Source organism: Pseudomonas sp. HN2-3 (genome assembly GCF_020691745.1).
GTDB classification, from domain to species: Bacteria; Pseudomonadota; Gammaproteobacteria; order Pseudomonadales; family Pseudomonadaceae; genus Aquipseudomonas; species Aquipseudomonas capeferrum.
The window spans coordinates 1,544,524-1,570,791 of record NZ_CP085704.1 but is presented as its reverse complement, the minus strand read 5'-3'; the positions used below and the strand labels follow the sequence as shown (position 1 = coordinate 1,570,791).

Here is a 26,268-nt window from a genome sequence, read left to right as displayed (position 1 = left end):
TTTTACGAAATCCGTCACATTGAGTTGCAGTTTTACATGTACATCCCGCCGTTGACCGGCACGGTAGCACCGGTCACATAGGCTGCGCCGTCGGACGCCAGGAAGGAAACCACCTTGGCGATTTCCTCGGCCTGGCCCAGGCGGCCCAGCGGAATCTGGGTCTGCAGGGCTTCACGCTGCGCTTCTGGCAGCTCACGGGTCATGTCGGTGTCGATGAAGCCTGGGGTCACCGAGTTGACGGTGATGCCTCGCGAGCCCACTTCACGCGCCAGGGCGCGGCTGAAGCCTTCCAGGCCAGCCTTGGCGGCGGCATAGTTGGCCTGACCAGCGTTACCCATGGCACCGACGACCGAGCCGATGCTGATGATACGACCCCAACGCGCCTTGGTCATGCCGCGCAGCACGCCCTTGGACAGACGGTAGAGGCTGTTCAGGTTGGTGTCGATCACGTCGAACCACTCGTCGTCCTTCATGCGCAGCATGAGGTTGTCGCGCGTGATACCTGCGTTGTTGACCAGGATGGCCGGTGCACCGAACTGCGCGGTGATGGCGCCCAGCACCGCTTCGACGGACTCGGCGCTGGTCACGTTCAGCTCCATGCCGGTACCGGTGATGCCGTGCTCTTTCAGGGTAGCGCCGATGCGCTCGGCACCGGAGGCGGACGTGGCGGTGCCGATCACGGTCGCGCCCTGGCGGCCCAGTTCGAGGGCGATGGCCTGGCCAATGCCACGGCTGGCGCCGGTGACCAGTGCAACTTTACCTTGCAGGCTCATGCAAGCTTCTCCAATTCAGGCCAGCGCCGCGCGGGTGGCGGCGACGGCATCAGGGGTATTGAGGTTGTAGGTGGTCACGCCGTCGGCGCAACGCTTGTTGAGGCCGGCAAGGACTTTGCCTGGGCCGCATTCAACAAGATTGACGGCGCCATTGGCGGCCAGGGTCTGTACGCATTCGACCCAGCGCACGGGCTGGTACAGCTGCGCCAGCAGGTCGTGCTTGAGCGCATCGAGGTCGGCGGCGATGGCGGCGGTGACGTTCTGCACCACCGGGATCTGCGGGGCCTTCCACTCGATGGCGTTGACCGACTCGGCAAAACGCTCGGCGGCAGGCTTCATCAAGGCACAGTGCGATGGCACGCTGACCGGCAGCGGCAAGGCACGCTTGGCGCCTTTGGCCTTGCACAACTCGATGGCACGGTTCACCGCCGCAACGTTACCGGCAATGACTACCTGGCCCGGAGAGTTGAAGTTCACTGCACTGACCACTTCATCTTCGGCCGCTTCGACGCAAATGGCCTTCACTTCATCGTCGCCCAGGCCAAGAATTGCGGCCATGGCGCCGTGACCGGCCGGCACAGCCTCCTGCATCAGTTCACCACGGCGCTTGACCAGCTTGACTGCGTCTTTCAGCGACAGGCTGCCAGCGGCGACCAGCGCGCTGTATTCACCCAAGCTATGGCCCGCAACGAACGCAGGCTTTGCGCCGCCCTCTTCCAGCCACAGGCGCCACAAGGCGATAGAGGCGGTAAGGATGGCCGGCTGGGTCTTGTCGGTTTGGTTGAGTTGCTCTTCCGGACCTTCCTGGACCAGCTTCCACAGGTCGTAGCCCAAAGCTTCGGAAGCTTCCTTGAAGGTTTCGACGATCACCGGCTTCTGGGCGCCGAGTTCGGCGAGCATGCCCAGCGACTGGGAACCTTGACCAGGAAAGACGAATGCGAGGGATGCAGACATTGAACAAGCCCTTATGATCTTGTCGTCGGATAGGGTACGCCGGGCGTTAGCCTGGCGCGGAATCTGAAAACTTGGATGGATACGCGGACCAAGCGGTCACATTTAAGCACTTCATCGGCGAAATGCCTAAGGCAACAGGTCTTCAAGGCGACCATGCAGCCGCTGGGGCAGGTTTTCCTGGATCTCGATCAACGCGCGCTGAATGGCGCTCTGAAACCCCTGCACGCCCGCCGAGCCATGGCTTTTGATGACGATACCCTGCAACCCCAGAAAGCTTGCACCATTGTGCCGCGCGGGCGCCAGGTCGGCCTGCAGGCGCTTGAGCAATGGCATGGCCAAGGCGCCGGCAGCACGGGCCAGCACTCCGCCCTTGAACAACGCCTCGATGCGCGCACCGATCATCGTCGCCAGGCCTTCGCTGGACTTGAGCAGGATGTTGCCGACAAAGCCGTCGCACACCACCACATCCGCCTCGCCACGGTACAGGCCATCGCCTTCGACGAAACCCACATAGTTAAGGCCGCGGGCGTTCTGCAGCAACGTGGCCGCCAGCTTGACCTGCTGGTTGCCCTTGATGTCCTCGGTGCCGATGTTCAGCAGCGCCACGCGCGGGCGATGAACGCCCAAGGCCTGGGCAGCCACCGAGCCCATCACGGCGAACTGGTAAAGGTTCTCGGCACTGCAATCGACATTGGCGCCCAGGTCGAGCAACTGGCAGTACCCCGCCTGGGTCGGGATCGCCGCCACCATGGCGGGCCGATCGATACCCGGCAGGGTTTTGAGCACGAAGCGCGACAACGCCATCAGCGCCCCGGTATTTCCGGCACTCACGCAGGCCTGGGCCTTGCCGTCACGCACCAGTTCGAGCGCAATGCGCATCGACGAGTCCGGCTTGCCGCGCAACGCCTGTGAAGGCCGCTCGTCCATACCGATCACCTCGCTTGCCGCGACAATCTGCAGGCGCGCGCGATCCGCAGCTGCAAGGCCGCTGACAAGATCTTCAAGGAGGGAGGGTTGACCGACGAGGGTCAGGTGCAGCGAGGGGGTAGCCGAAAGGCAGGCAATGCTAGCCTGGACAATGCTGCGGGGACCGAAGTCCCCGCCCATTGCGTCGATCGCGATGATCTGAGCGGACAAGGATTACTCGTCAGCGCCCTTGTCGATCACTTTGCGACCACGGTATACGCCTTCTGGCGATACGTGGTGGCGCAGGTGAATTTCACCGGTGGTTTTCTCTACCGACAGCGCGTTTTCCGACAGGGCGTCGTGCGAACGGCGCATGTCACGGGCAGAGCGGGATTTTTTGTTCTGCTGAACAGCCATAATTGATTAACTCCTAAACGTTTGGGTCACGCTTTAACTGCGCCAAAACACTGAACGGGTTGGACCGCGATACCTCGTCCTTGCTCGAATCGGGCTCGTCTGCGCCCGCCGGCTGCTGGCATTCTTCCGGATGATGAGCAGGCACGATTGGCAAGGCGAGCAGAAGCTCCTCCTCGATAAACGCCTGCAGATCCAATGGATCTTCGCCCAGTTCCAGCACGTCATAGCCTTTCGGCAACGACTGGGTATTCGCACCCTCCTTTACCACGGCGTAAGTACATTCGCTGTGGATCGGCAGGGTGACCAGCTCAAGACAACGCTGGCAAACCATCTTGACCTCGACGTCAAGCTCGCTGTGGATAACCACCACGTGCTGTTCATCTCGTTCAAAATTTAATTTCGCCTGCACCGTACCGACATTGTCGGAAAGCGGGTCGCAGAGTCTTTCCAAATCAGCGAGTTGCAGCGAACCGTTAAGGGTTACGCCACGATCGGCTAATTTGCGCGGGTCAACGTGAGGTGGAATCGGGTCATTCAACATAGGCGCAGCATTCTAGGGATGGCCCCCGCCCCTGTCAAAGGAAATTCGGCGGCAAATCGCGTGATAGGATGAGTACAACAGATCAGGAGTCTACCATGCTGCCCTTATTACTGGCTTCCAGTTCACCTTACAGACGCGAACTGCTCGCCCGCCTGCGCCTGCCCTTCACCTGGGAAAGCCCCGATATAGACGAGCAGCGCCTGGGTGACGAGCCTGCCGTGGAGCTGGTTCGGCGCCTGGCCAGGCAAAAGGCCGAGGCACTGGCGGGCAGCCACCCCGGGCACCTTATCATCGGCTCGGACCAGGTGGCCGTGCTGGGCGAACAGATCCTTGGCAAGCCCTTGAGCTTCGAGCGGGCCTGCGAGCAACTGCTGGAGGCCAGCGGGCAGCAGGTCACCTTCCTGACCGGGCTGGCGCTGCTCAATAGCGCTACAGGGCAATGCCAGGTCGATTGCGTGCCGTTTACGGTGACGATGCGGGAACTGAGCCGAGAGCGCGTGGAGCGCTACGTGGCGGCGGAACAGCCGCTGGATTGCGCAGGGAGCTTCAAGGCCGAAGGGCTGGGGGTGAGTTTGTTTCGAAGCACGCATGGGTGCGATGCGACCAGCCTGGTCGGGTTGCCGCTGATTCGGCTGGTAGACATGCTGACCAAGGAAGGGGTGGTGATTCCGTAGTTCGATCCCGCATTTTTAGCACCCATGGAGATCGAGCGGTGCTCGACCTCCATGGGTACTGCAAAAGGGTGCCGTACAACCAACGGCCAACCCTCAGCGCAAAGAAGGCCCCTGGAACCCCATGTACATGGCCAGGTGCTCCGCCACACTGGCGCCGATCCGCTTGGAGAACCGGTCAAACGGCGATTCCTGAACCGTGAAATCCACCAATTCCTTCTCGCCGACAATTTCCCGCGCCACATAGCTGGCACTGCCCAAGCCATCCACCAAGCCAAGCGCCTTGGCCTGCTCGCCCGACCAGATCAGCCCACTGAACAGCTCCGGGTGCTCCTTATCCTTCAGCCGATCACCCCGCCCCTGCTTGACCATGGCGATGAACTGCTGGTGCGTGGTATTCAGCACGCCCTGCCAGAAAGCCCGCTCATCAGGCTTCTCTGGCGAGAACGGATCAAGGAAGGCCTTGTGCTCACCTGCGGTATAGGTGCGCCGCTCGACCCCCAGCTTCTCCATCGAACCGACAAACCCGTAACCCGCCGCCGTCACCCCAATGGAGCCAACCAGGCTGGCCTTGTCGGCATAGATCTCATCCGCCGCACTGGCGATGTAATAGGCACCGGAAGCCCCCAGGTCGGTGATCACTGCATACAGCTTGATCGCCGGGTACTCGGCACGCAGCCGGCGAATCTCGTCATAGACATAGCCCGCCTGCACCGGGCTGCCACCCGGGCTGTTGATTCGCAGCACCACGGCCTTGGTCTTGGCGTCCTTGAACGCCTCACGCAGGCTCTTGACGAGGTTGTCGGCACTGGCGGCCTCCTGATCGGCAATCACGCCGCGCACCTCGATCAATGCCGTATGGCTGGCGCTGCGCGAGGCGGCCTTGTCCATGTCCATCAACGGCGTGAACAAGACCAGCATGCCGAACAGGTAAACGAAGGTCAGCAGCTTGAAGAAAATCCCCCAGCGCCGTGCGCGGCGCTGCTCCTGGACACTCGCCAGCAGGGTTTTTTCCAACAGCTTCCAGCTCTTGCGCTCTTCGCGCTCCTCGGGTTCGGACTCAGGGGCTTTCCATTCGTCTGCCATGCTCACCTGCCTTGGAAGTGAAATTACGCGGAACCGACCAGCCACTCACGCAACTGGGAGAAATGATCAATGCACACCTGCGGGCCGAACTCGGCCAGTGCCTGCAGCGACATCGCGCCATAGCCGACAGCCACCGAGTGCATGCCCGCATTGCTGGCCATCTGCAGATCAAACGCCGAATCACCGACCATCAACGCGCGCCCAGGTTCGACACCGCAATGGCTGAGAATCTCCTCGAGCATCAGCGGGTGTGGCTTGCCACGGGTCTCGTCGGCGGCGCGGGTGATATCGAAGAACTGCTCCCAGCCATTGGCCCTGAGCACCCGATCCAGGCCTCGACGGGCCTTGCCAGTTGCTACCGCCAAGCGGTAACCCTCGGCACGGAAGGCATCCAGCGACTCGACCACACCCTCGAACAACGGCGACGGCTTTTGATCAAGCGCCGTGTAGATGTCGGCATAGTGCTGCCGAAAACGCTCGAGCTGCACGGGTGTCAGGTGCGGATACAGCGTATGGATCGCCTCGCCCAGGGCCAGGCCGATGATGCCCTTGACCGCGTCATCGTGACTCGGCGCCTCACCGGCGCGCTCGGCGGCAGCATTCATGGCCTCGACGATGCGCCCGATGGAGTCGGCCAAGGTGCCGTCCCAGTCGAAGATCAGCAGCTCATAAGACTTTTTCATCGCTCAGGACGCACTCAAACGCTCTACAGTCTTGGCCCACACTTCATCCACCGGCGCCTCCAGCTTGAGCTCGCCACCGTCAGGCAGTGGCACGGTCAGGGCATAGGCATGCAGGAACAGGCGCTTGCCACCCAGCTCACGAATCTCGCGACTGAAGTCTTCGTCGCCGTACTTGCTGTCGCCGGCGATCATGTGCCCGGCATGCAAGGTGTGCACGCGGATCTGGTGGGTACGGCCGGTGATCGGACGCGCTTCGACAATGGTGGCGAACTCACCGAAACGGCGCAGCACGCGGAACAGGGTCAGCGCCTCCTTGCCCTCCTCGTTGACCTCGACCATACGCTCGCCAGAGCGCAGGTTGCTTTTGAGCAACGGCGCATTGACCTGCTTCTTCGCGGTCGGCCAGTGGCCACGCACCAACGCCATGTAGCGCTTGTCGACACCGTCGCCGCGCAGGGCGGCATGCAGGTGGCGCAGCATGCTGCGCTTCTTGGCGATCATAAGCAGGCCGGACGTGTCGCGGTCCAGGCGATGCACCAGCTCAAGCTCCTTGGCATCCGGACGCAGCTGACGCAACGCCTCGATCACCCCGAAACTCAGGCCACTGCCGCCATGCACGGCGATACCCGCCGGCTTGTTCATCACGATGAGCGCCTTGTCTTCGTAGACAATCGCCGCTTCAAGGCGCTGCAGCAGCCCCTGGGCTACGGGCGCAGGTGCATCACGCTCAGGCAAGCGGACGGGCGGTACCCGTACGATATCGCCAGCCTGAATTTTGTATTCAGGCTTGACGCGCCCTTTGTTGACCCGCACCTCACCCTTGCGCAGGATGCGGTAAACCAAGGTCTTGGGCACGCCCTTGAGCGCCGTGATGAGGAAATTGTCGATGCGTTGGCCGGCAAGCTCCGGCGCGACTTCGATCAGCTGAACGCCGGAAGTCGGAGGGGTATTGGTCGTCATCAAGGGATCATAACAATTTTTTATGGAATTGAAGCACTTAATCATTGCTGCTATAGTCGCGAACGCCGCCAAAAGCGGCAGGCCAGCGGCACCAGGCTCTTCGCCGGTCCCTGACCTTCGCAATTCTCCAGGACGCGAGGCCGTCCTACGGGGTTTTCGCCAGTTTACCGAATTGCCTGGAATCGCCACCAGCGCTGTGTAGAGAAGACTGAAAAAAAACGACAAGTGCGGTGTTTCACCTGCTTACCCGCTTCTTTTCGCTGCACCTCTGCCCGCCCCGACGTTTGCACGCAACGCACGGCGAATGCTTCGGAAATACCTGCCTTGGACATGAATGGCGCCAGCGCTCAACCTGCGCTGGCGAAAAATGCAACCCGTTGCGGATTCAGCGCGCGGCAGCACCCGAATTATCAGGGATACGTGCAGGGTGGAGATGCACAGCCCTCGGACCGTGTAGCACCGCGTCCGGCCACCGGCCCACTGAAATGGCCGGCGAGCGGATAAGGTCCTGAAACAGATGCCTCCGGGCGTCCACGGCTGAAGGTTGATTCCTCCTCCTGACTGAGTGCACTTGGCCCGCTGGGTTGATTCGGATACCTATTCGAAAGCCACAAGGGCCTGGTAGGCACCGCAGCAAACAGGACGCGTCGTCGTGACAACGGCAGGCTGGGCAACCGGCTGGTGCCGAACGTCGCTCGACACGGGGGTGGCCCGCCACCCTTTGCGCACCTTGGCACCGACCATGAGACGTCGTGTGTGCCGAACGCCGTTTCCGGCAGCCCGGAAACCGACGGTACAACATGAAAAGAATGCTGATTAACGCAACTCAACCCGAAGAGTTGCGTGTAGCCCTGGTGGACGGCCAACGCCTCTACGACCTGGACATCGAGTCCGGCGCGCGTGAGCAGAAAAAGGCCAACATCTACAAAGGCAAGATCACCCGCATCGAACCTAGCCTCGAAGCCGCCTTCGTCGACTTCGGTTCCGAACGTCACGGCTTCCTGCCGCTGAAAGAAATCTCCCGCGAGTACTTCAAGAAGTCCCCCGAAGGCCGCGTCAACATCAAAGACGTCCTCAGCGAAGGCCAGGAAGTCATCGTCCAGGTCGAGAAGGAAGAGCGCGGCAACAAAGGCGCCGCCCTCACCACCTTCATCAGCCTGGCCGGTCGCTACCTGGTGCTGATGCCCAACAACCCACGCGCTGGCGGCATCTCCCGCCGCATCGAAGGCGAAGAGCGCAACGAACTGCGCGAAGCCCTGAACGGCCTGACCGTGCCGGGCGACATGGGCCTGATCGTGCGCACTGCCGGCCTTGGCCGCAGCAGCGAAGAAATGCAGTGGGACCTCGACTACCTGCTGCAGCTGTGGACCGCCATCAAGGAAGCCTCCCTTGACCGCGCTGCGCCGTTCCTGATCTACCAGGAAAGCAACGTCATCATCCGCGCCATCCGCGACTACCTGCGTCAGGACATCGGCGAAGTGCTGATCGACAGCATCGACGCCCAGGAAGAAGCCCTGACCTTCATCCGCCAGGTGATGCCGCAGTACGCCAGCAAGGTCAAGCTGTACGAAGACAGCGTGCCACTGTTCAACCGCTTCCAGATCGAAAGCCAGATCGAAACCGCCTTCCAGCGTGTCGTCGACCTGCCGTCCGGCGGCTCGATCGTGATCGACCCGACCGAGGCCCTGGTCTCCATCGACATCAACTCGGCGCGCGCCACCAAAGGCAGCGACATCGAGGAAACCGCCCTGCAGACCAACCTGGAAGCGGCCGAGGAAATCGCCCGCCAACTGCGTCTGCGCGACATCGGCGGCCTGATCGTCATCGACTTCATCGACATGACCCCGGCCAAGAACCAGCGCGCCGTTGAAGAGCGTGTGCGTGAATGCCTCGAAGCCGACCGTGCCCGCGTGCAAGTGGGTCGCATCTCGCGCTTCGGCCTGCTGGAAATGTCCCGTCAGCGCCTGCGCCCATCGCTGGGCGAAAGCAGCGGCATCGTCTGCCCACGCTGCTCGGGCACCGGCATCATCCGTGACGTCGAATCGCTGTCGCTGGCCATTCTGCGCCTGATCGAAGAAGAAGCCCTGAAAGACCGCACCGCCGAAGTGCGCGCCCAGGTGCCGATCCCGGTCGCCGCGTTCCTGCTCAACGAGAAACGCAACTCGATCACCAAGATCGAACTGCGCACCCGCGCACGCATCATCATCCTGCCGAACGATCACCTGGAAACCCCGCACTTCGAAGTCCAGCGCCTGCGCGATGACAACCCGGAAGTGCTGAACAACCAGTCCAGCTACGAGATCGCCGCCACCGAGACCGAAGAAGCGACGCCGGTACCCGCCGCCACGCGCACCCTGGTTCGCCAGGAGGCTGCGGTCAAGACCGCCCCGGCCCGCACCAGTGCGCCGGTGCCGAGCGCTGTCGAAGAGCCTCAGCAGCCCGCCGCACCGGTAGCCCCAGCGCCAAGCGCCCCAGAGCCGAGCCTGTTCAAAGGCCTGGTCAAGTCGCTGGTCAGCCTGTTCGCCGGCAAGGACGAACCGGTCGCCGCACCGGCCGTCACGGCCGAAAAGCCAGCCGCTGATCGCACGCCACGCAACGAAGAACGCCGTAACGGCCGCCAGCAGAGCCGCAACCGCAATGGCCGCCGCGACGAAGAGCGCAAACCACGCGAAGAGCGTGCCGAGCGCGCCCCGCGTGAAGAGCGCCAGCCTCGCGAAGAACGCGCGCCACGTGAAGAACGTGCCCCGCGTGAAGAACGCGCACCTCGCGAAGAGCGCCAACCACGCCAGCCACGCGAAGACCGTCGTGGCAACCGCGAAGAGCGCCCGGTACGCGAATTGCGCGAGCCACTGGAGGCCATGCCGGCACCGGTTGCACGCGAAGAGCGTCAGCCACGTGAAGAGCGTGTAGCCCGTGAAGAACGTGCACCACGTGAGGAACGTGCACCGCGTGAAGAACGTGCCCCTCGTGAGGAACGCGCACCGCGTGAGGAGCGTGCACCTCGCGAAGAACGTGCACCGCGTGAAGAGCGTGCCCCTCGTGAAGAACGCGCCCCACGCGAAGAGCGTGCCCCACGCCCGCCGCGTGAAGAGCGCCAGCCACGTGCCACCGAAGAAGCGGCCGAGCAGGCTGCTGAGCTTGCCGAAGAGCAACTGCCGAACGATGAACTGCTGCAGGACGAGCAGGAAGGCGCAGATGGCGAGCGTCCACGTCGCCGTTCCCGCGGCCAGCGTCGTCGCAGCAACCGTCGCGAGCGTCAGCGCAATGCCAACGGTGAGCTGATCGAAGGCAGCGAAGACGAAGGCAGCGAAGAGCAGCCACAACAGCACCAGGCCACCGAGCTGGGTGCCGAACTGGCTGCCGGCCTGGCCGTCACCGCAGCTGTTGCCAGCAGCAACATCAGCGCCGATGCCGAAGCGCAAGCCAACCAGCAGGCCGAGCGCGCCACCGCCGAAGTCGTCGAAACCGACAACAGCGAAGCGGCAAAACCGTCCGAGCAGGCCGAAGCTGTTACACAGGCCGAGGAAGTTGCTGTTGCCCCAGTGGTCGAGCAGCCTTTCAGCGAGCCTGTCGCCGTGGTCGAGGCCAGCGCCGAGCCCGTGGTCGAAGTGACGCCGCAGCCAGTCGTCGAAGCGGCCCCTGCCGCTGAAGCGGTGGTCGTTGCCGAAGCGCCTGTCGAAGCCCCAGTCGAAGCGCCAGCAGTTGAAGCCGGCGAAATCGAGCAGGCGCCGGTAGCCGTTGAAGAAGCCGTGGTTGCCGAGCAGGCTGCCGTGGTTGTCGAAGCGCAACCCGAAGTGGTCGTGGAGCCAGCGCCAGTTGTTGTCGAGCCTGCACCGGTCGAAGCACCTGCCGTGGTTGAAGCTGCTACCGTCATGCTGGCCAACGGCCGCGCGCCGAACGACCCACGTGAAGTGCGTCGCCGCAAGCGTGAAGCTGAAGCTGCTGCCAAGGCCGCGCAGGAAGCTGCAGAGCCGGCCCTGGAAACCGCTGATGAGCACAAGCCTCATCACGGTTGATGCCAACGGCTGAATGAAAAAGCCCCGCCAGTGCGAACTGGCGGGGCTTTTTCTTGCCTAGTGGCCTGGTGGTTGCGCGGCCGCAGGAACGGCCCGCGCCAAACAATCAGTACAGATTAGGCTCCATCTCGAGCTCAACCCCGAACCGCTCGCGGATGTCCGCCTGGATGCGCCGCGCCAAGTCATGCAACTGCGCCCCGCTCGCCTGGCCATAGTTGACCAGCACCAACGACTGCAGCCGATGGACGCCCGCATCGCCATCGCGATACCCCTTCCAGCCCGCCTGCTCGATCAGCCACCCCGCCGCCAACTTCACCTGGCCATCAGCCTGAAGGTAAGCCACAACGCCCGGGAAACGCCCACGAATACCCTCGACAAGCTCAGCAGAGACCACCGGGTTCTTGAAAAAACTCCCGGCATTGCCCAATTCGGCCGGGTCCGGCAACTTCTCCCGGCGAATGCTGCAGATAGCGTCGCTGATCGCCTGCGCGCTGGGCTGCTCAACGCCCTGCTCCACCAAGCGCTGGCGCACCGGCCCATAATCCAGGTGAGCCTGCAGCGTATGGCTCAGTGCAAAGCGCACCCGCAAGATCAACCAGCGGCCAGGGTTACGCTTGAACAGGCTGTCACGATAGCCAAAGGCGCACTCCTCCAGACCAAAGTCACGCAACTCACCGGTCTGACGATCCAGCGCGGTCAAGCCGGCGAACACATGCTTGATCTCGACGCCATAGGCGCCCACGTTCTGCATCGGTGCTGCGCCCACGGTGCCCGGGATCAGGCTGAGGTTTTCCAGCCCGCAAAAACCTTGCGCCAGCGTCCACTGCACGAACGGATGCCAGGGTTCACCCGCCTCGGCTTCAACCACCACGCGCTCGCCATCATCACTCAGCACGCGGCGGCCACGGCTGGCCATGTGCAGCACCAGCGCATCGATATCACCGGTCAACAGCAGGTTGCTGCCACCGCCGATGACCAGCACCGGCAGCCCGCGCTGCTGCGCCTGGGCCAGCGCTTCGCGCACCTCGTCATCATCATGCACCTGGCTGAAATGCCGGGCCTTGACGTCAATGCCGAAGGTATTGAAAGGCTTGAGCGAAACCTGCTCCTGCCACAGCGCTGTCATAACCGCCCCTTGATTTCCACCACCAATGCCTGGCACGCCACCTCGATCAGGTCCAGCACCTGCTCGAAACCGGCGGCGCCACCGTAGTACGGGTCTGGCACCTCATCCAGCTCCGCGCCATAGCGGCGCAGGAAAAGGTCGAGCTCACCTGACGCCGAATGCGGGCGCAGGGCACGCAAGTGGTTCAGGTTGCTCTCGTCCATGGCCAGGATCAGGTCGTACTCGGCAAAGTGCGCCACGCTCACCTGCTGGGCGCGTTGCTGCGAAAGGTCATACCCGCGGGCCAGCGCGGCCTTGCAGGTACGGCCGTCAGGGGCCTTGCCGACGTGCCAGTCACCGGTACCAGCCGACGCCACGTGCACCTGCTCGGCAAGCCCTGCGGCCTGCAACTGATGACGCAGCACGCCCTCGGCGGTGGGCGAGCGGCAGATGTTGCCCAGGCAAACGAACAGGACGCGCATCAAGCCTCCAGCAGGCGCCTTACGCGCTCCAGGTCTTCAGGGGTGTCGACACCCACGGCGGGCGCCTCGATGGCGTCTTCGACATGAATGCGCACGCCATGCCACAGGGCGCGCAACTGCTCCAGCGCCTCGGTCTGCTCAAGCCAGCACGGGCCCCAGCCAACGAAGTCCTGCAAAAAGCCCACGCGGTAGGCATACATGCCGATGTGACGGCGGTAGGGCACACCTTCGGGCAGTTGGTCGCGGCCTTTGGCGAAGGCATCACGCGCCCAGGGCAGCGGCGCACGGCTGAAACTCAAGGCCAGGCCGTTCTTGTCGCTGACGACCTTGACCGCATTGGGGTTGAACACGGCCTGCGGCTCGTGGATCGGCTCGGCCAGGGTGGCGATGCCGGCTTCCGGGTGGGCCGCGAGGTTCGCCGCCACCTGGTCGATGATCACCGGCGGGATCAGCGGCTCGTCGCCCTGCACGTTGACCACGATGGCGTCGGCAGGCAGGCCGAGACGCGCCGCCACTTCGGCCAGGCGATCGGTGCCGGACTCATGGTCGGCGCGGGTCAGCAGCACTTCGGCGCCAAACGCCTGGCAGGCCTCGACGATACTGGCATCGTCGGTGGCGATGACTACACGGCTGGCAGCACTTTTACGTGCCTGTTCCCACACGTGCTGGATCATCGGCTTGCCGGCGATCATTAACAGCGGCTTGCCCGGCAGGCGCGTGGAGCGCAGGCGGGCGGGAATCACCACGGTGTAGTCCAGGCTCATTTGTCCAGACGCTCGTCGTCGGTCAGGGTACGCGCTTCGCTTTCCAGCATCACCGGGATGCCGTCGCGGATCGGGTAGGCCAGGCCCGCGCCCTTGCTGATCAGCTCGGTCTTGTCGGCGCTGAGCTTGAGCGGGCCTTTGGTGATCGGGCAGGCCAGGATATCGAGCAGTTTGGTGTCCATGGAAGCTTCCTTGAGGCCAGGTGGCCGGCAATTGAATAGGGGCTCAGGGCTTACGGTGCCCGGGCAGCAAGCGTCGCAGCTGGCTGTCGAACCAGGCGCTGAACGCCGGCGACGGCTGCGCCTCGACGGCCAGGTACCACCAGTCGTTGGCAGCGAAGGCACGGCATTTGACCGCGTCCTTCTCGGTCATCACCAGCGGCAATGGCGGTGTGAACGACAGGCGGTCGGCGCTGAATTGTGCGTGGTCGGCAAAAGGGTGCGGCACCGGCTGCCAGTTTAGCCCCAGCAGGGTATTGAAGAAACGTTGCGGGTTACCGATACCCGCCACCGCATGCAGGCGCTGGCCTGCCGGGAACAGATCAAGGCCGAGACGTTCGCCGCTGCGCACATTGACCAGCGCGGACGGCTGCAAGCGGAAGGAAAAACCTGCCTGCGAATCAGCGCTGGCACCGTTGAACAGCACCGCATCGGCCTCTTGCAGGCGTTCGACCGGTTCACGCAGTGGCCCGGCCGGCAGGCAACGCCCATTGCCAAGGCCACGTGCGGCATCAATCAGCACCAGCTCAAGGTCGCGCGCCAGGCGGTAGTGCTGCATGCCGTCATCGCACAGGATCAGGTCAAGCGGCTCGCTGGCCAGCAGCGCCTGTACGGCGCGGGACCGATCAGGGTCGATCATCAGCGGCACGCCGGTGCGCCGCACGATCAACAGCGGTTCATCACCGGCCTGTTCGGCGCGCTGATCGGCCTCGACGCGCCAGGGCAGATGCATGGGCTTGGCGCCATAACCGCGGCTGACCACCCCGACCTTGAGCCCCTGCTTTCGGCAATGCTCGATCAGCCAGAGGATCATCGGCGTCTTGCCAGTACCGCCCACAGTGATATTGCCCACCACGATGACCGGCACCGGGGCTCGGTAGCTGACGCTTTCACCCCTGAGAAAACGCGCACGCTTGCGCATCACCACACGGCGGTACAGGGCTTCGAGCGGGCGCAGCAGCGCCAGGGCCGGATGCCCGGCGTACCAGGCAGCGAGCAATCGGTCGGCGAAGGCCATCAAGGCGTCCCCTGGGCGGCCTCGACGGTGGTCATGCGCAACTGGCTGAAGCCGAGCTTGCCGGCCGCATCCATCGCGGTAACCACGGCCTGGTGCGGGGTCTTGCCATCGGCGCTGATCGCCAGTGGCAAGCTGTGATCACCGCCCGCCGCCTGCTCGATGGCCTCGCTCAAGGTGGCCAGGTCGCTCTTGGGCAGCAGGTTGTTGTTCACCGAATACACGCCCTCGGCGCTGATGGTGATCTCCACCCGCTTGCCCTCATCGGCCGGCGGCTGCTCGGCACTGGCGGCCTCGGGCAGCTCGACGCGCAGCTGGGTCTCGCGGGTGAAGGTGGTGGTGACCACGAAGAACAGCAGCAGGACGAACACCACGTCGATCAACGACGCCAGGTTGATGTCGACGTTCTCCCGCTGGCGATTGCGCCGAAACTTCACGCCTTGCCTCCGGCCACTTCGACTTCGCGGTCGCCCTGGATCACTTCCACCAGCTTGATCGCCTCTTGCTCCATACCGACTACCAGCTCATCGATGCGGCGCAGCAGGAAGCGGTGGAAGAACACCGCCGGGATACCGATCATCAAGCCCGCTGCGGTGGTGACCAGTGCCTTGGAGATACCGCCGGCCAGCACAGCGGCATTGGCAGTCATCTGCGAGCCCATGAAGGCGCTGAAGATGTCGATCATGCCCAATACGGTGCCCAGCAAGCCCAGCAGCGGGGCCATCGCGGCAATGGTGCCGAGGGTGCTGATGTAGCGCTCAAGGTCGTGGATGACGCGCGACGCGGCCTCCTCGATGCACTCTTTCATGATCTCGCGACCATGGCGTGAGTTGGCCAGGCCCGCAGCGAGGATTTCGCCCAACGGCGAATCGGCGCGCAGGGCCTTGAGCTTGTCACTGGTGAGTTGCTTGTCCTTGATCCATATCCAGACCTGGCCCAGCAGGTGTGGCGGGGTCACGCGGCTGGCGCGCAGGGTCCACAGGCGCTCGACGACGATAGCCATGGCAACGATGGAACTCAGAATGATCGGCAGCATCATCCAACCACCGGACTTGACCAATTCCCACACAGTAAACGCCCCTTCGGAAAAAGGCCGCCACTCTATCATAGGAGCGCAGGGGGCTCATCTGCCGAAGGTCAGGGAATTGGCTGCCGGGTTTTCAGCGGTAGCGCTTCAGGGACTCATTCCCCACCCCGCCAAAACCGCCGCTGCCCGCGCACACCTTCCACCGCCCCCTGCGCCCCCAACACCAACCGCAACGCGCCTTCCACCGCCGTATCATGAATCGCCAGCCCATGCCGCCGATAACGTTCGACCACTTGCGCATGTGGATGACCAAAACTGTTGTTACGCCCCCGCGAAATCAGTACCCCGCGCGGCGCCGTAGCGCGGATAAACGCCTCGGTGGACGAACTACGGCTGCCATGGTGCGGTGACTGCAACCAATCGATACGTGTCGCCCCGTGGGCCGCCAGCCATGACCGTTCGGCACCCGCCTCCATATCCCCCGCCAACAGCAGCCGCTCCCCCTGCGCCTCGACCAGCAGCACACAAGAGCGGTCATTGCTGCTCTGCCCTTCAGCCCAACGCCATAGCGAAAAGCGCACGCCATCCCATTCCCATTGCTCCCCACTGACACATGGTTGCAGCGCCAGGCCCTCCAGCGCCTCGCCACCCAGCATCCGCCTGACCGGCAGCCCACGGTGGATAGCCCCAGCACCGCCCGCATGGTCGGCGTGGGCGTGGCTGATCAACATCAGGTCAAGGCTGCCCACCCCCAACTTGCGCAGGGTTGGCAGCACCACCCGCTCGCCCAGGTCGTACTCACCCTTGGCCGGCCCGGCATCGTAGAGCAGGCTGTGATGACGGGTACGCAGCAGTACCGCCAGCCCCTGGCCGACATCCAACTGCCAGACTTCCACCTGCCCTGCCGCCACCGGCTCTCTGGGTACCCACAGGGCCAGCAGCATGACCCCACCCAACCCGCGCATGGGCACGCCACGGGGCAACAACACCAACAGCGCGGCCACGCCAACCAACGCCCAGGCCCACAGCGGCAGAGCCGGCGGCACCCAGGCTGGCCGCCAGCCCGCTACCACGGCCAACACCCTGAACAGCACATCCAGTAAGCCACCAGCCAGCCACAACAGCGCCTCCCCGAAGCCCGGCAGGGGCAAAAGCAACGTACCCAGCAACGCCAACGGCAAAACCGCCAGGCTGACCCACGGCACCGCCAGCAGGTTGGCCAGCGGCGCGCTCAGGCTCACCGGCAAACCAGTGGCCAGCAGCACCGGCAGCAAACCGATAGCGATCACCCATTGCGCCCGCGTCCAGGCCTGCCAGGGCCGCCAGCCGCCCAACCGGGCGCCGAAGCAATAGATAAGAATGGCCACAGCAGAAAACGACAGCCAGAGCCCAGGCAACAGCCCCGCCAACGGTTCAACCAGCAGCACCGCGACCAGCGCCAGCAGCAACGGCAGCATGGCGCCGAGGTGGCGAAAACGCAGGCGCCAGAGCAGCACCACGGCCAGCATCAGGCAGGCGCGCTGTACCGGTACGCCAGCGCCGGCCAGCCAGCCATAGGCCAGTGCTGCCGCCATGGCCAAGCCACACGCCCAGGGCAACCAGGGCAGCCGTGCGGGCCAAAGCCCCCACCGCGCCAGCCCGGCGACCAAGCCATACAGCAGGCCCGCGACCAGGCCGATATGCTGCCCAGAGATCACCAGCAGGTGGACCGTACCCGTGGCCTGCAACGTCTGCCAATCCTCGCGGGCCAGGCCCCCGCCATCCCCAAGCACCAACGCCACCAGCGCCGCCTGCCGGCCGTTGGCATCGACCGCCAGCAGGCGTTGGCGCAGTTCGTCCCGCCAGCCACCGGCCACTGCGCTCAACACCTGCCCAGCCTTGACCGTGCCAGTGGCGCCAATCCGCCGGGCCAGCAACTGTGCTTCGCGATCAGGCCCGTGCGGGTTCAGCAGCCCGGCAGGGCGCTGCAAGGTCACCGCCAAACGCCAATGCTCGCCCGCCCTGAGTGGCGGCCCGTCGTACCAGCTCAGCTGCAAGCGCCGTGGCAATGCGCCACGCCGCGAAGCGGCCTGCTCCAGCTCGAACCGCACACCTTGCGCAGTGCGGCTCGGCAGGCCGGCTACCCTGCCCTCCAGCCACACTGTGCGGCCATCAAGCCCAGGCGCGAGCCGATCGTCCAGCGCGAGCTGGGCCGACCAGCACGCCCAGCACAGCCCCAGCACAAAGCAGCCCAATGGCCACAACCGGGTGAACAGGCTGGCGACGGCGCCGAGCAACAGTACAAGCAGCCATCCGACCGATGGCAATACGGGAAGAAAACCCAGGCAAAGCAGCCCGAGTGCGAGCGCAAACATCCCTGTGCGCATAAGGTAGAGCCCCAGAAGCGAAATGACCTTCTGAGGCATAGCGCAAATGCTGGCAAACCTTGCTCAACAATTGTCACAAACTCTAAACGAGGCGGTTAGGGATTCAAGGCATACTGCCCCGATAAACGCCCCGGGAGCCTACATGCCGCGCCGTCTTTTCAAACGCTACATGCCGGATCCGACCAGCATTCGGGAACACAAGTCCTTACGCTTTTTCGGCAAATTGCTGCACGACCCGAACCTCTGGCACCTGAACCGGCACTCGGTGGCTCGGGCCATGGGCGTGGGGCTGTTCGCAGCGCTGATCCCCATCCCCATGCAGATGCTGCTGGCCGCTGCGCTGGCGATCCCGGTACGTGGCAACCTGCCAATCGCCGTCAGCCTGGTATGGCTGACCAACCCGCTGACCATGCCACCGGTGTTCTTCATCACCTACATGACCGGCGCCTGGCTGTTGCAGATCCCGCCGCGCACACTGCCCGACGAACTGACCTTCGAATGGATCACCGACCAGCTGTCGACCGTGTGGCAACCCTTCCTGCTGGGCTCGGTGGTGTGCGGCGTGGTGCTGGGCATCCTCGCCTACTTCACCACCATGCTGTACTGGCGCTGGTGGGTTGGCCGGCAGTGGCGCCGGCGCAAGCTCAAATGCTCATGCACGCATGCCGCGGCCGCTGACCAGCAGGCGAATGCAGAGGGTGTAGAGCACCGCAGTGGCGACCAGCATGAAGGTGATCGCCGTGCCAATGCTGATATCCGACACCCCTAGGATGCCGTAGCGGAACGAGTTGACCATGTGCAGCACCGGGTTGGCCATTGACACGGCCTGCCAGAACGGCGGCAGCAGATTGATCGAATAGAACACCCCGCCCAGGTACGTCAGCGGCGTCAGCACGAAAGTGGGGATGATCGAGATGTCATCGAAGTTACGTGCGAACACCGCGTTGACGAAGCCGAGCAACGAGAAAATCGTGGCCGTCAGCAGCACCACGACGACAGTGACGCCAAGGTGATGCACCTGCAGGTGAGTAAAGAACATCGACAGGATCGTGACGATCACCCCCACTGCCAGCCCACGCAATACGCCGCCCAGCACATAGCCGACGAGAATGGTGTGCGGCGATACCGGCGACACCATCAGTTCTTCGATCGAGCGCTGGAACTTGCTGCCGAAGAAACTCGACACCACATTGCCATAAGAGTTGGTGATGACCGACATCATGATCAACCCGGGCACGATGTACTCCATGTAGGTAAAACCACCCATGTCGCCGATCTGCCGGCCGATCAGGTTACCGAAGATGACGAAGTACAGGACCATGGTGATCGCTGGCGGCAGCAAGGTCTGTGGCCAGATCCGCAGGAAGCGCCGCACTTCACGGTAGACGATGGTGTTGAGGGCGACCCAGTTGGTGCGCAGTTCCACACTCATACGGCCACCTTCGACAGGTTTTTTTCCACCAGGGACACGAACAGCTCCTCAAGTCGGTTGGTCTTGTTGCGCAAGCTCTGCACTTCGATGTTCTGCAGCGCCAGCTGGCCGAACAGCGCCGTGATGCCGATGTCCTTGTCCACCTGCACCTCCAGGGTATGCGGGGTGATCAACCGGCACGGGTAGCCCTGTAGCACAGGGGCGGCGGGCAGGTCCTGCTTGAGGTCGAGGACGAAGGTTTCGACATGCAGCTTGCCCAGTAGCTGGCGCATGCTGGTGTTCTCGACGATGGTGCCGTGGTCGATGATGCCGATGTTACGGCACAGCTGCTCAGCCTCTTCCAGGTAATGCGTGGTGAGGATGATAGTGATGCCCTTCTGGTTGAGCTCGGTGAGGAAGCTCCACATCGACCGGCGCAGCTCGATGTCCACACCAGCGGTGGGCTCATCGAGAATCAGCAGGCGCGGTTCATGGATCAGCGCACGGGCAATCATCAGCCGGCGCTTCATGCCACCCGACAGCGAACGCGACTGCACGTCGCGCTTGTCCCACAGGCCCAACTGGGTCAGGTACTGCTCGGCGCGCTCCCTGGCAAGCTTGGGTGGGATGCCGTAATAGCCGGCCTGGGTGACGACGATATCGAAGGTCTTTTCGAACTGGTTGAAGTTGAATTCCTGCGGCACCACGCCCAGGCAGCGCTTGAGCGCAGAAGGCTCGCGGTCCAGGTCGTGGCCGAACACGTTGACCGTGCCGCTGGTCTTGTTGACCAGGGTCGAAAGAATACCGATGGTGGTGGATTTACCGGCGCCGTTGGGGCCGAGCAAGGCGAAAAAGTCACCTTCGGCGACGTCCAGATCGATGCCTTTGAGGGCCTGGAAGCCATTACCGTAGGTTTTGGTCAGCTGTCGAATGGACAGGGCAGAACTCATAGCGGGTCACGTACCGAGTGAAAAGGTCAGGACACGCCAGGGCAAATCACTGGCGCAGTGAGTGCGGCCATGGTGCTAGGGCTGGCCGCACAAGTACAGTCATGTGTATTGATAGTGACTATCGAGGCAGGTTCAAGTCAGCGCTGTCATCACCGCTGCCTGATAGGCGGGGCGCTGTTTGAGGCGCGCGTACCAGGCCTCCAGGTGATACATGGCTGGGCGTTCGATGGGCAGTTCGAACCAGGCATAGATGAAGCTACCCAGTGGGATGTCGCCCATGCCGATCTGGTCACCGGAAAGGTAGGGTTGCCTGGCCAGGGTTTCATCGGCAATCGCCAGCAATTGCGCGCACTGCTTGTGTGCGGCGTTGATCGCCACCCAGTCGCGCTGGTCTTCAGGCGTGCGCAGCAGGCCCCAGAACAACGGGCGGAACGGGGTGGCGAAGGACGAGGTGGTCCAGTCCATCCACTTGTCTGCCAGGGCCCGCTGCCGCGGGTCGTCCAGGTACCAACCCTGCTCTTGGCCATATTCGGCGCAGAGGTAGCGCACGATGGTATTGGACTCCCACAGGGTCAGGTCGCCATCTTCGAGCATCGGCACCAGGCCATTGGGGTTGCGTGCACGGTAGTGCGGCTCGTTGACCACGCCGAAAGCGCCGCCGGCATCGATGGATTCGAAGTCGAGGCCCAGCTCGTGGGCGATCCACAGCGCCTTGCGCACATTGCTCGAGTTCTTGCGGCCCCAGATCTTCAGCATGGCAACGTCCTTATGAGTGCAGAGGCCTGAAGTCTACTCCAGACCTGCGCCGCCTGTACCAGCATAGACAGACGATGCCCTGAAACTCCTGCTGCCACACCCTGTCACTGTTCTGACGATGCCGTTCATAGCGTTGCGTCTAAGCTCTGTGGGTTAGCTCTAGCCCCTGGTTCCAAGGAGGAGTGATTATGTTGCTGTTGTGGTTGGTGGTTCTGGTGATCGGCGCTGCGTACCTCACGCACCGGCGCCTGCCGCCCTTGCAGATACTCGGCATCATCGCCATCTATACGCTGCTGATGGGTATCTTCAGCAAGGCCCCCGGCTGGCTGCTAGCGGTGATCTGGCTGATACTCGCAGCCAAAACCGCGCTGCTGGTGCTGCCTGACTGGCGCCGCAAGGTATTCACGGGCCCTGTGTTCAAATGGTTCCAGCGCACCTTGCCGCCTATGTCGCAAACCGAACGCGAAGCGATCGATGCTGGCACCGTGTGGTGGGATGGCGAGCTGTTCAGCGGCCGCCCAGACTGGCGCACCCTGCTCGCCTACCCGGCGCCGAAACTCACCGAAGAGGAACAGGCCTTCATCGATGGCCCGACCGAAGCGCTCTGCGCCATGGTCAGTGACTGGCAAATCGGCCAGGACATGGACTTGCCGCCCGAGGCCTGGCAGCACATCAAGACGCATGGCTTCTTCGCCCTGATCATCCCCAAGGAGTACGGCGGCAAGGGCTTCTCTGCCCATGCCCATTCCCAGGTGGCCATGAAACTGGCCACGCGCAGCGGCGACCTGGCCTCCACCGTCATGGTCCCCAACTCACTGGGCCCGGCCGAGCTCCTGCTGCATTATGGTACCGACGAACAGCGCAACCACTACTTGCCGCGCCTGGCCCGCGGTGACGATATCCCTTGCTTCGCCCTCACCGGCCCGCTGGCCGGTTCCGATGCGGGCGCCATGCCTGACACGGGTGTCATCTGCAAAGGCCAATGGCACGGTAAAGAGGTCATCGGCCTGCGCCTGAACTGGGAGAAGCGCTACATCACCCTGGGCCCGGTCGCTACTCTGCTGGGCCTGGCCTTCAAGGCCTATGACCCAGACCATCTGCTTGGCGAAGAAGAAGAGCTCGGTATCAGCCTGGCGCTGATCCCGACCGATACCCCTGGCGTTGAAATCGGCAAGCGCCACCTGCCACTGGGCGCGGCCTTCATGAATGGCCCTAACAGTGGCAAGGACGTGTTCGTGCCCCTGGACTTCCTCATCGGCGGCAAGGACATGCTCGGCAAGGGCTGGATGATGCTGATGAACTGCCTGTCGGTGGGCCGTTCCATCTCGCTGCCAGCCGTAGGCACAGGCGCGGCCAAGTACACCAGCCTGGTGACCGGCCAGTACGCGAATATTCGCGAACAGTTCAACGTGCCGCTGGCCGCCTTCGAAGGTATCCAGGAATCGCTGGCCCGCATCGGCGGCAACGCCTGGCTGATGGACAGCGCCCGCTTGCTGACGGCCAAGGCCGTGGACCTGGGCGAGAAACCTTCGGTGTTGTCGGCCATTCTCAAGTACCACCTGACCGAACGTGGCCGCGAATGCATCCAGCACGCCATGGACGTACACGGCGGCAAGGGCATCATCATGGGCCCCAACAACTACCTGGGGCGCAACTGGCAAGGGGCGCCGATCTTCATCACCGTCGAAGGCGCCAATATCCTCTCGCGCAACCTGATGATCTTTGGCCAGGGCGCCATCCGCTGCCACCCGTTCGTACTCAAGGAGATGGCACTGGCCGCTCGCGAAGACCGTGACCAGGCGCTGATCGAGTTCGATGAACTGCTGTTGAAGCACATCATGTTCGCCGCCGGCAATGCGGCCAGCACCTTGGTGTATGGACTGGGGTTGGGCCACCTGGAAAAAGTGCCGGGCGATGCCCTGAGCCAGGGCTACTTCCGCGCCCTCAACCGCCAGGCGGCAGCCTTTGCACTGATGGCCGACTTGTCGATGATGCTGCTGGGCGGGGCACTCAAGCGCCGCGAACGCCTGAGCGCACGCCTGGGTGATGTGCTGAGCTACTTGTACCTGGCCTCTGCCGCGCTCAAGCGCTATCACGATCTGGGTTCCCCGGAGCACATGCGAGCGCTGTTGCGCTGGGCAATGGAGGAGAGTCTCGGCCAGGCGGAAAATGCGCTGGACCGTCTGCTCGACAACTTCCCCAACCGCTTCATGGGCTGCGCGCTGCGCGTGCTGGTGTTTCCGTTCGGCCGTCGTCATACAGGCCCCAGTGATGAACTGGATGCCGAAGTAGCCGAACTGATCGGCCGCAGCAAGGGTGACCCTGCACTGGAAGAGCTGCTGGCCGGTTGCTACAGGCCCCAGGCAGAAGGCGACCCGGTGGCAGCGCTGCAGCGAGCCAGCGATCTACTGGACGACACGGCGCCACTGCGCAAGGCATTGCATCAAGCCATCAAGGAGGGGGACGTCCAATCAACCGCCGGCCAGTCCGCCATCGACGCAGCCCTCGCGGCCGGAGTGCTGCAGCCTGGTGAAGGCCTGCGTCTGCACGAAGCCGAGAACGCGCGCAGAAAAGTGATCGACGTCGATGCATTCGACAAGGCGCAGTTGCTGGCTGAACCGGGCAAGGTGCGCTGACCCTTCGCTCGAAAGGGGGCGCGGCGTATACTCCGCCCCCCGTTTCAGCCATACCGAGGACCCATTCCATGGCTAACCCCAACCTGGAATACCACCTGCAACTGCTCCAGCACCTGCGCACCATCCTGGTTGCACTGGGTGACGCAGAGCAGGTGCCGGAAGAAAGCCACGCCCTGTTCCTCGAACGCTTCGACGAACTGCTGAAGCTGTTGCCACAAGACCCACTGGAGAGCCAATACCTGGGCCAAGACCTGATCTGCCAGGTAATCCAGCGCTACCCGCAAATCGCACACCTGGTACCGCGCGACCTGTTGTGGTTCTTTGCTGGCGATTGCCTGCACTTCATGCCAGACGAAGAACTGGCGCTGTACCAGCAATTGGAAGAGCATCGATTTGAAGCCGAACAGAATGGCGAGCCCTTTGACTGGCATCAGGAAAAGCAGTTGTTGAGCAAGCCAGGGCACGGCAGTACTCACTGACCGCCAAGCGCTGTTATCCACTCGCTTCAGCGGCGGGCAGGGCTCGTAAAAAACCGAATGACGTGTCGTAAAATTCAGGCAAGCAACGCGAACTTTCCTACAGATCAGGTGCTTGATTCAGCCTACTCTGCAGCCGTGCCATCGAGCGGAGCATCGTTGTTGTTCAGCTTGAGGCCTTACTTAACACGTCATTTGGACATCATTGTGAAAAAACACTTTGTGGCATTAGCCATCAGCTTATCCAGCACCGCGGCCATGGCCAATACAGGCATTATCAATTTCCAGGGCACCGTCACCACTGGCGGCACTTGCCCTATCGAAGTGGTACACCCAGGCGGCCCAAGCCAGCCTATCCATCTGGGCCACTTCCGCTCGCGGGACTTCACTGCTGCGGATCAAAACACCGCAATGGTGCCGTTCTCCCTGCGCATCACGCCTGACGCCTCCTGTAACATCGACCCCACCAAGAAGGCCTTCGTGAAGTTCTCTCCGCGCTTCGGTGCCGACCCGTCTGGCAAGCTGTACGCATTGCAAAGTGGTGTGGGCTACACCAGCAACCTAGCCTTGGAGATCCTCGACCGGAGCAGCACCCCGCTGCCACCGGAGACCGAATCCAAAGCCCATGACCTGGACGAAAACCTTCCAACCGATATGCACTTTACCGCCCGACTGAAAACTACAGAGGATAGCGTGCCTGAAGGGAGAATCGACACCAGCGTCGATTTCCTAGTCGACATCCGCTAAATGTTCAATCCAGGCGCTTACAGGCGCCTGGACCGCTATCAAGCCACATCTGTCCAGGTTTTCCGCATGTCCATGCCTCCTCTTTTCTCCGCACTTCGTGCCACAGTGGCCGCCACATGCCTGAGCTTGCTGGCCCCCATTGCCCAGGCAGCACTGACCATCGACAGCACACGCATCGTGTTGCCCAGCAACAAGCGCAGCGCTTCGCTGGTAGTCGCCAACCCCAGCAAAGCTGCCTATGCAGCTCAAGTCTGGGTCAACACGGCAAGTGATGACACCACCACGAGTGTCCCGCTGCTCGCCTCACCGGCACTGTTCCGCCTGGACTCTGGCCGTGAGCAGTTGGTACAGATCAATGTCCTGCCGAACGACCTGCCAACCGATCGCGAGTCGCTGTTCTACTTCAATGTCCAGGAGTTACCGCAGGTCGACCCTGATGCCCGCAACGTGCTGAACATTGCCCTGCGCACACGCATCAAGCTGTTCTACCGCCCAAGCCAGCTCAAGGAAAAACCTGAAACCCGGCTCGACGAACTGCAGTGGTCTGCTCAACAGCTCGATGGTGCTTGGCAGTTGGTCGTGGACAACCCGACCCCCTTCCATTTCACATTCGGCCGCCTCGAGGTCAACGGCGAACAGCTCGACGCCAAGGCAATGGCCATCCCCATGGGGCGACAGCACTTTCCATTACCGGCGCAAACAGGTAATCAGGACATAGCGCTCACGTTCACCATCATCAACGATTACGGTGGTTTGAGCGCCCCCACGAGCCAAACCGTGACGCGCCATTAGGCCACTCGCTCAACTGAACAGGCTTAGATTGATCGACCTGGTCATCCGCCAACTCTCCCCGCCATCGAAACTCAATTTTGACGTGATCGTGAACGAACTGGGAACCACGAGCCTCTGCAAGAATGCCTTATCAAGGCGTGTCTTGATGCCTGCGGTCAAATCAGACGCCTTGACCTCATACTCATCCAGCAGCGTTTCCTTGACCTCGCCGCTCCCCGGCAAGACTCCTGATACTTCGATTGTTACTTTTTGCTCAGGGAACATCAGGTACCAGGGGTCCATCAACACATCGGTCCAGGTGCCAACCTTGCTGAGGTAAACTTGCGTCCCCGACACGCCGGCGCCTTGCACATACGGGCTTCGATAAGCACTGGTAGGTGGCGCCTGCACGTTCACCTTACGCACAGCCGAAAGCAATTCGCCCTCCTTTGCTACAACCCGATAGCGCACCTCGACAATCTTGCCGGCATGGGCCACCACCTTGGCCAAGGGGATCTCGTATCGCCTGCTCTGCCC

The 26,268-nt window shown here is 62.8% G+C and carries 25 protein-coding genes and 1 pseudogene; 7 read left to right on the top strand and 19 right to left on the bottom strand.

The window, feature by feature from the left end:
* Nucleotides 1-32 precede the first annotated feature (32 nt).
* The 5 genes from fabG to LJX93_RS07110 all read right to left on the bottom strand — a co-directional run bounded on the left by fabG (nucleotide 33) and on the right by LJX93_RS07110 (nucleotide 3,591).
* Nucleotides 33-773, bottom strand: a complete 741-nt coding sequence (fabG, locus tag LJX93_RS07130; protein WP_033700572.1) for a 3-oxoacyl-ACP reductase FabG — start codon at nucleotides 771-773, stop codon at nucleotides 33-35.
* Between the two features lie 15 nt (nucleotides 774-788).
* A complete protein-coding gene (fabD, locus tag LJX93_RS07125) occupies nucleotides 789-1,727 on the bottom strand; it encodes an ACP S-malonyltransferase (protein WP_033700573.1) in 939 nt (312 codons plus the stop codon).
* 126 nt (nucleotides 1,728-1,853) lie between these two features.
* Nucleotides 1,854-2,864 (bottom strand): phosphate acyltransferase PlsX, encoded by a 1,011-nt coding sequence (gene plsX / locus LJX93_RS07120; protein WP_077068575.1) that lies wholly within the window; start codon nucleotides 2,862-2,864, stop codon nucleotides 1,854-1,856.
* A 3-nt stretch (nucleotides 2,865-2,867) separates the two neighbouring features.
* Nucleotides 2,868-3,050, bottom strand: a complete 183-nt coding sequence (rpmF, locus tag LJX93_RS07115) for a 50S ribosomal protein L32 (RefSeq protein WP_016485486.1) — start codon at nucleotides 3,048-3,050, stop codon at nucleotides 2,868-2,870.
* Between the two features lie 13 nt (nucleotides 3,051-3,063).
* On the bottom strand, nucleotides 3,064-3,591 hold the full coding sequence (locus LJX93_RS07110; RefSeq protein WP_077068576.1) for a YceD family protein: 528 nt from the start codon (nucleotides 3,589-3,591) through the stop codon (nucleotides 3,064-3,066).
* A gap of 95 nt (nucleotides 3,592-3,686) precedes the next feature.
* Between LJX93_RS07110 and LJX93_RS07105 the strand changes: the two genes are divergently transcribed.
* The gene (locus tag LJX93_RS07105) at nucleotides 3,687-4,265 is read left to right on the top strand and encodes a Maf family protein (protein WP_047583568.1); all 579 of its coding nucleotides are present in this window, start codon (nucleotides 3,687-3,689) and stop codon (nucleotides 4,263-4,265) included.
* Nucleotides 4,266-4,358: 93 nt separating this feature from the next.
* On the opposite strand, the gene LJX93_RS07100 is transcribed toward LJX93_RS07105, so the two are convergent.
* From LJX93_RS07100 to rluC, 3 genes are read right to left on the bottom strand one after another with little or no spacing between them, the layout of a single operon-like run.
* The gene (locus tag LJX93_RS07100) at nucleotides 4,359-5,348 is read right to left on the bottom strand and encodes a S49 family peptidase (RefSeq protein ID WP_156311426.1); all 990 of its coding nucleotides are present in this window, start codon (nucleotides 5,346-5,348) and stop codon (nucleotides 4,359-4,361) included.
* A gap of 23 nt (nucleotides 5,349-5,371) precedes the next feature.
* Complete coding sequence (locus LJX93_RS07095) at nucleotides 5,372-6,031, bottom strand: HAD family hydrolase (RefSeq protein WP_033700577.1); 660 nt, start codon at nucleotides 6,029-6,031, stop codon at nucleotides 5,372-5,374.
* A 3-nt stretch (nucleotides 6,032-6,034) separates the two neighbouring features.
* On the bottom strand, nucleotides 6,035-6,991 hold the full coding sequence (gene rluC / locus LJX93_RS07090) for a 23S rRNA pseudouridine(955/2504/2580) synthase RluC (protein WP_033700578.1): 957 nt from the start codon (nucleotides 6,989-6,991) through the stop codon (nucleotides 6,035-6,037).
* 800 nt (nucleotides 6,992-7,791) lie between these two features.
* Between rluC and rne the strand changes: the two genes are divergently transcribed.
* Nucleotides 7,792-11,007 carry a ribonuclease E gene (gene rne / locus LJX93_RS07085; protein ID WP_047583570.1) on the top strand — a complete coding sequence of 1,072 codons (3,216 nt, stop codon included), beginning with the start codon at nucleotides 7,792-7,794 and terminating at the stop codon, nucleotides 11,005-11,007.
* A gap of 106 nt (nucleotides 11,008-11,113) precedes the next feature.
* On the opposite strand, the gene murB is transcribed toward rne, so the two are convergent.
* The 8 genes from murB to LJX93_RS07045 form a co-directional block, all read right to left on the bottom strand.
* Nucleotides 11,114-12,133, bottom strand: coding sequence for a UDP-N-acetylmuramate dehydrogenase (gene murB, locus LJX93_RS07080; protein WP_033700580.1), 1,020 nt, complete (start codon nucleotides 12,131-12,133; stop codon nucleotides 11,114-11,116).
* Entirely contained in the window at nucleotides 12,130-12,594 is a 465-nt protein-coding gene (locus LJX93_RS07075; protein WP_047583571.1) for a low molecular weight protein-tyrosine-phosphatase, read from the bottom strand. The genes murB and LJX93_RS07075 overlap by 4 nt, the downstream gene beginning before the upstream one ends.
* Nucleotides 12,594-13,358, bottom strand: a complete 765-nt coding sequence (gene kdsB / locus LJX93_RS07070; RefSeq protein WP_033700582.1) for a 3-deoxy-manno-octulosonate cytidylyltransferase — start codon at nucleotides 13,356-13,358, stop codon at nucleotides 12,594-12,596. Before kdsB ends, LJX93_RS07075 begins: the two co-directional genes overlap by 1 nt.
* Nucleotides 13,355-13,540: a Trm112 family protein gene (locus LJX93_RS07065; protein WP_003247142.1), complete on the bottom strand. Its 186-nt coding sequence runs from the start codon at nucleotides 13,538-13,540 to the stop codon at nucleotides 13,355-13,357. The genes kdsB and LJX93_RS07065 overlap by 4 nt, the downstream gene beginning before the upstream one ends.
* Nucleotides 13,541-13,583: 43 nt before the next feature.
* Complete coding sequence (gene lpxK, locus LJX93_RS07060) at nucleotides 13,584-14,594, bottom strand: tetraacyldisaccharide 4'-kinase (RefSeq protein ID WP_227696884.1); 1,011 nt, start codon at nucleotides 14,592-14,594, stop codon at nucleotides 13,584-13,586.
* Nucleotides 14,594-15,028: an ExbD/TolR family protein gene (locus LJX93_RS07055; RefSeq protein WP_033700584.1), complete on the bottom strand. Its 435-nt coding sequence runs from the start codon at nucleotides 15,026-15,028 to the stop codon at nucleotides 14,594-14,596. The genes lpxK and LJX93_RS07055 overlap by 1 nt, the downstream gene beginning before the upstream one ends.
* On the bottom strand, nucleotides 15,025-15,660 hold the full coding sequence (locus LJX93_RS07050) for a MotA/TolQ/ExbB proton channel family protein (protein WP_047583574.1): 636 nt from the start codon (nucleotides 15,658-15,660) through the stop codon (nucleotides 15,025-15,027). Before LJX93_RS07050 ends, LJX93_RS07055 begins: the two co-directional genes overlap by 4 nt.
* A 113-nt stretch (nucleotides 15,661-15,773) precedes the next feature.
* A complete protein-coding gene (locus tag LJX93_RS07045) occupies nucleotides 15,774-17,984 on the bottom strand; it encodes a DNA internalization-related competence protein ComEC/Rec2 (RefSeq protein ID WP_227696883.1) in 2,211 nt (736 codons plus the stop codon).
* 142 nt (nucleotides 17,985-18,126) lie between these two features.
* Here LJX93_RS07045 and LJX93_RS07040 point away from each other — a divergent pair.
* Nucleotides 18,127-18,624: pseudogene (locus LJX93_RS07040) on the top strand (DUF2062 domain-containing protein); the annotation flags it as partial.
* Between the two features lie 12 nt (nucleotides 18,625-18,636).
* On the opposite strand, the gene LJX93_RS07035 reads toward LJX93_RS07040, so the two are convergent.
* The 3 genes from LJX93_RS07035 to LJX93_RS07025 all read right to left on the bottom strand — a co-directional run bounded on the left by LJX93_RS07035 (nucleotide 18,637) and on the right by LJX93_RS07025 (nucleotide 21,101).
* Nucleotides 18,637-19,416: an ABC transporter permease gene (locus tag LJX93_RS07035; RefSeq protein WP_033700586.1), complete on the bottom strand. Its 780-nt coding sequence runs from the start codon at nucleotides 19,414-19,416 to the stop codon at nucleotides 18,637-18,639.
* Nucleotides 19,413-20,345 (bottom strand): ABC transporter ATP-binding protein, encoded by a 933-nt coding sequence (locus LJX93_RS07030; RefSeq protein ID WP_033700587.1) that lies wholly within the window; start codon nucleotides 20,343-20,345, stop codon nucleotides 19,413-19,415. Before LJX93_RS07030 ends, LJX93_RS07035 begins: the two co-directional genes overlap by 4 nt.
* Nucleotides 20,346-20,477: 132 nt before the next feature.
* Entirely contained in the window at nucleotides 20,478-21,101 is a 624-nt protein-coding gene (locus LJX93_RS07025; protein WP_033700589.1) for a glutathione S-transferase, read from the bottom strand.
* Nucleotides 21,102-21,289: 188 nt separating this feature from the next.
* Here LJX93_RS07025 and LJX93_RS07020 point away from each other — a divergent pair, with 188 nt between their 5' ends.
* From LJX93_RS07020 to LJX93_RS07005, 4 genes are all read left to right on the top strand, one after another.
* Nucleotides 21,290-23,737: an acyl-CoA dehydrogenase gene (locus LJX93_RS07020; protein WP_047583575.1), complete on the top strand. Its 2,448-nt coding sequence runs from the start codon at nucleotides 21,290-21,292 to the stop codon at nucleotides 23,735-23,737.
* A 68-nt stretch (nucleotides 23,738-23,805) separates the two neighbouring features.
* On the top strand, nucleotides 23,806-24,216 hold the full coding sequence (locus tag LJX93_RS07015; protein ID WP_047583576.1) for a PA2817 family protein: 411 nt from the start codon (nucleotides 23,806-23,808) through the stop codon (nucleotides 24,214-24,216).
* 204 nt (nucleotides 24,217-24,420) lie between these two features.
* Entirely contained in the window at nucleotides 24,421-24,960 is a 540-nt protein-coding gene (locus LJX93_RS07010; protein WP_162525133.1) for a fimbrial protein, read from the top strand.
* A gap of 66 nt (nucleotides 24,961-25,026) precedes the next feature.
* On the top strand, nucleotides 25,027-25,752 hold the full coding sequence (locus LJX93_RS07005) for a molecular chaperone (protein ID WP_227696882.1): 726 nt from the start codon (nucleotides 25,027-25,029) through the stop codon (nucleotides 25,750-25,752).
* The last annotated feature ends 516 nt before the right edge of the window (nucleotides 25,753-26,268 follow it).

What these genes read in the sequence shown, in the direction of transcription:
- fabG (WP_033700572.1), bottom strand. Translation starts at nt 773, where the DNA reads ATGAGCCTGCAAGGTAAAGTTGCACTGGTCACCGGCGCCAGCCGTGGC.
- fabD (WP_033700573.1), bottom strand. Translation starts at nt 1,727, where the DNA reads ATGTCTGCATCCCTCGCATTCGTCTTTCCTGGTCAAGGTTCCCAGTCG.
- rpmF (WP_016485486.1), bottom strand. Translation starts at nt 3,050, where the DNA reads ATGGCTGTTCAGCAGAACAAAAAATCCCGCTCTGCCCGTGACATGCGC.
- LJX93_RS07110 (WP_077068576.1), bottom strand. Translation starts at nt 3,591, where the DNA reads ATGTTGAATGACCCGATTCCACCTCACGTTGACCCGCGCAAATTAGCC.
- LJX93_RS07105 (WP_047583568.1), top strand. Translation starts at nt 3,687, where the DNA reads ATGCTGCCCTTATTACTGGCTTCCAGTTCACCTTACAGACGCGAACTG.
- LJX93_RS07100 (WP_156311426.1), bottom strand. Translation starts at nt 5,348, where the DNA reads ATGGCAGACGAATGGAAAGCCCCTGAGTCCGAACCCGAGGAGCGCGAA.
- LJX93_RS07095 (WP_033700577.1), bottom strand. Translation starts at nt 6,031, where the DNA reads ATGAAAAAGTCTTATGAGCTGCTGATCTTCGACTGGGACGGCACCTTG.
- rluC (WP_033700578.1), bottom strand. Translation starts at nt 6,991, where the DNA reads ATGACGACCAATACCCCTCCGACTTCCGGCGTTCAGCTGATCGAAGTC.
- rne (WP_047583570.1), top strand. Translation starts at nt 7,792, where the DNA reads ATGAAAAGAATGCTGATTAACGCAACTCAACCCGAAGAGTTGCGTGTA.
- murB (WP_033700580.1), bottom strand. Translation starts at nt 12,133, where the DNA reads ATGACAGCGCTGTGGCAGGAGCAGGTTTCGCTCAAGCCTTTCAATACC.
- LJX93_RS07075 (WP_047583571.1), bottom strand. Translation starts at nt 12,594, where the DNA reads ATGCGCGTCCTGTTCGTTTGCCTGGGCAACATCTGCCGCTCGCCCACC.
- kdsB (WP_033700582.1), bottom strand. Translation starts at nt 13,358, where the DNA reads ATGAGCCTGGACTACACCGTGGTGATTCCCGCCCGCCTGCGCTCCACG.
- LJX93_RS07065 (WP_003247142.1), bottom strand. Translation starts at nt 13,540, where the DNA reads ATGGACACCAAACTGCTCGATATCCTGGCCTGCCCGATCACCAAAGGC.
- lpxK (WP_227696884.1), bottom strand. Translation starts at nt 14,594, where the DNA reads ATGGCCTTCGCCGACCGATTGCTCGCTGCCTGGTACGCCGGGCATCCG.
- LJX93_RS07045 (WP_227696883.1), bottom strand. Translation starts at nt 17,984, where the DNA reads ATGCGCACAGGGATGTTTGCGCTCGCACTCGGGCTGCTTTGCCTGGGT.
- LJX93_RS07035 (WP_033700586.1), bottom strand. Translation starts at nt 19,416, where the DNA reads ATGAGTGTGGAACTGCGCACCAACTGGGTCGCCCTCAACACCATCGTC.
- LJX93_RS07030 (WP_033700587.1), bottom strand. Translation starts at nt 20,345, where the DNA reads ATGAGTTCTGCCCTGTCCATTCGACAGCTGACCAAAACCTACGGTAAT.
- LJX93_RS07025 (WP_033700589.1), bottom strand. Translation starts at nt 21,101, where the DNA reads ATGCTGAAGATCTGGGGCCGCAAGAACTCGAGCAATGTGCGCAAGGCG.
- LJX93_RS07020 (WP_047583575.1), top strand. Translation starts at nt 21,290, where the DNA reads ATGTTGCTGTTGTGGTTGGTGGTTCTGGTGATCGGCGCTGCGTACCTC.
- LJX93_RS07015 (WP_047583576.1), top strand. Translation starts at nt 23,806, where the DNA reads ATGGCTAACCCCAACCTGGAATACCACCTGCAACTGCTCCAGCACCTG.
- LJX93_RS07005 (WP_227696882.1), top strand. Translation starts at nt 25,027, where the DNA reads ATGTCCATGCCTCCTCTTTTCTCCGCACTTCGTGCCACAGTGGCCGCC.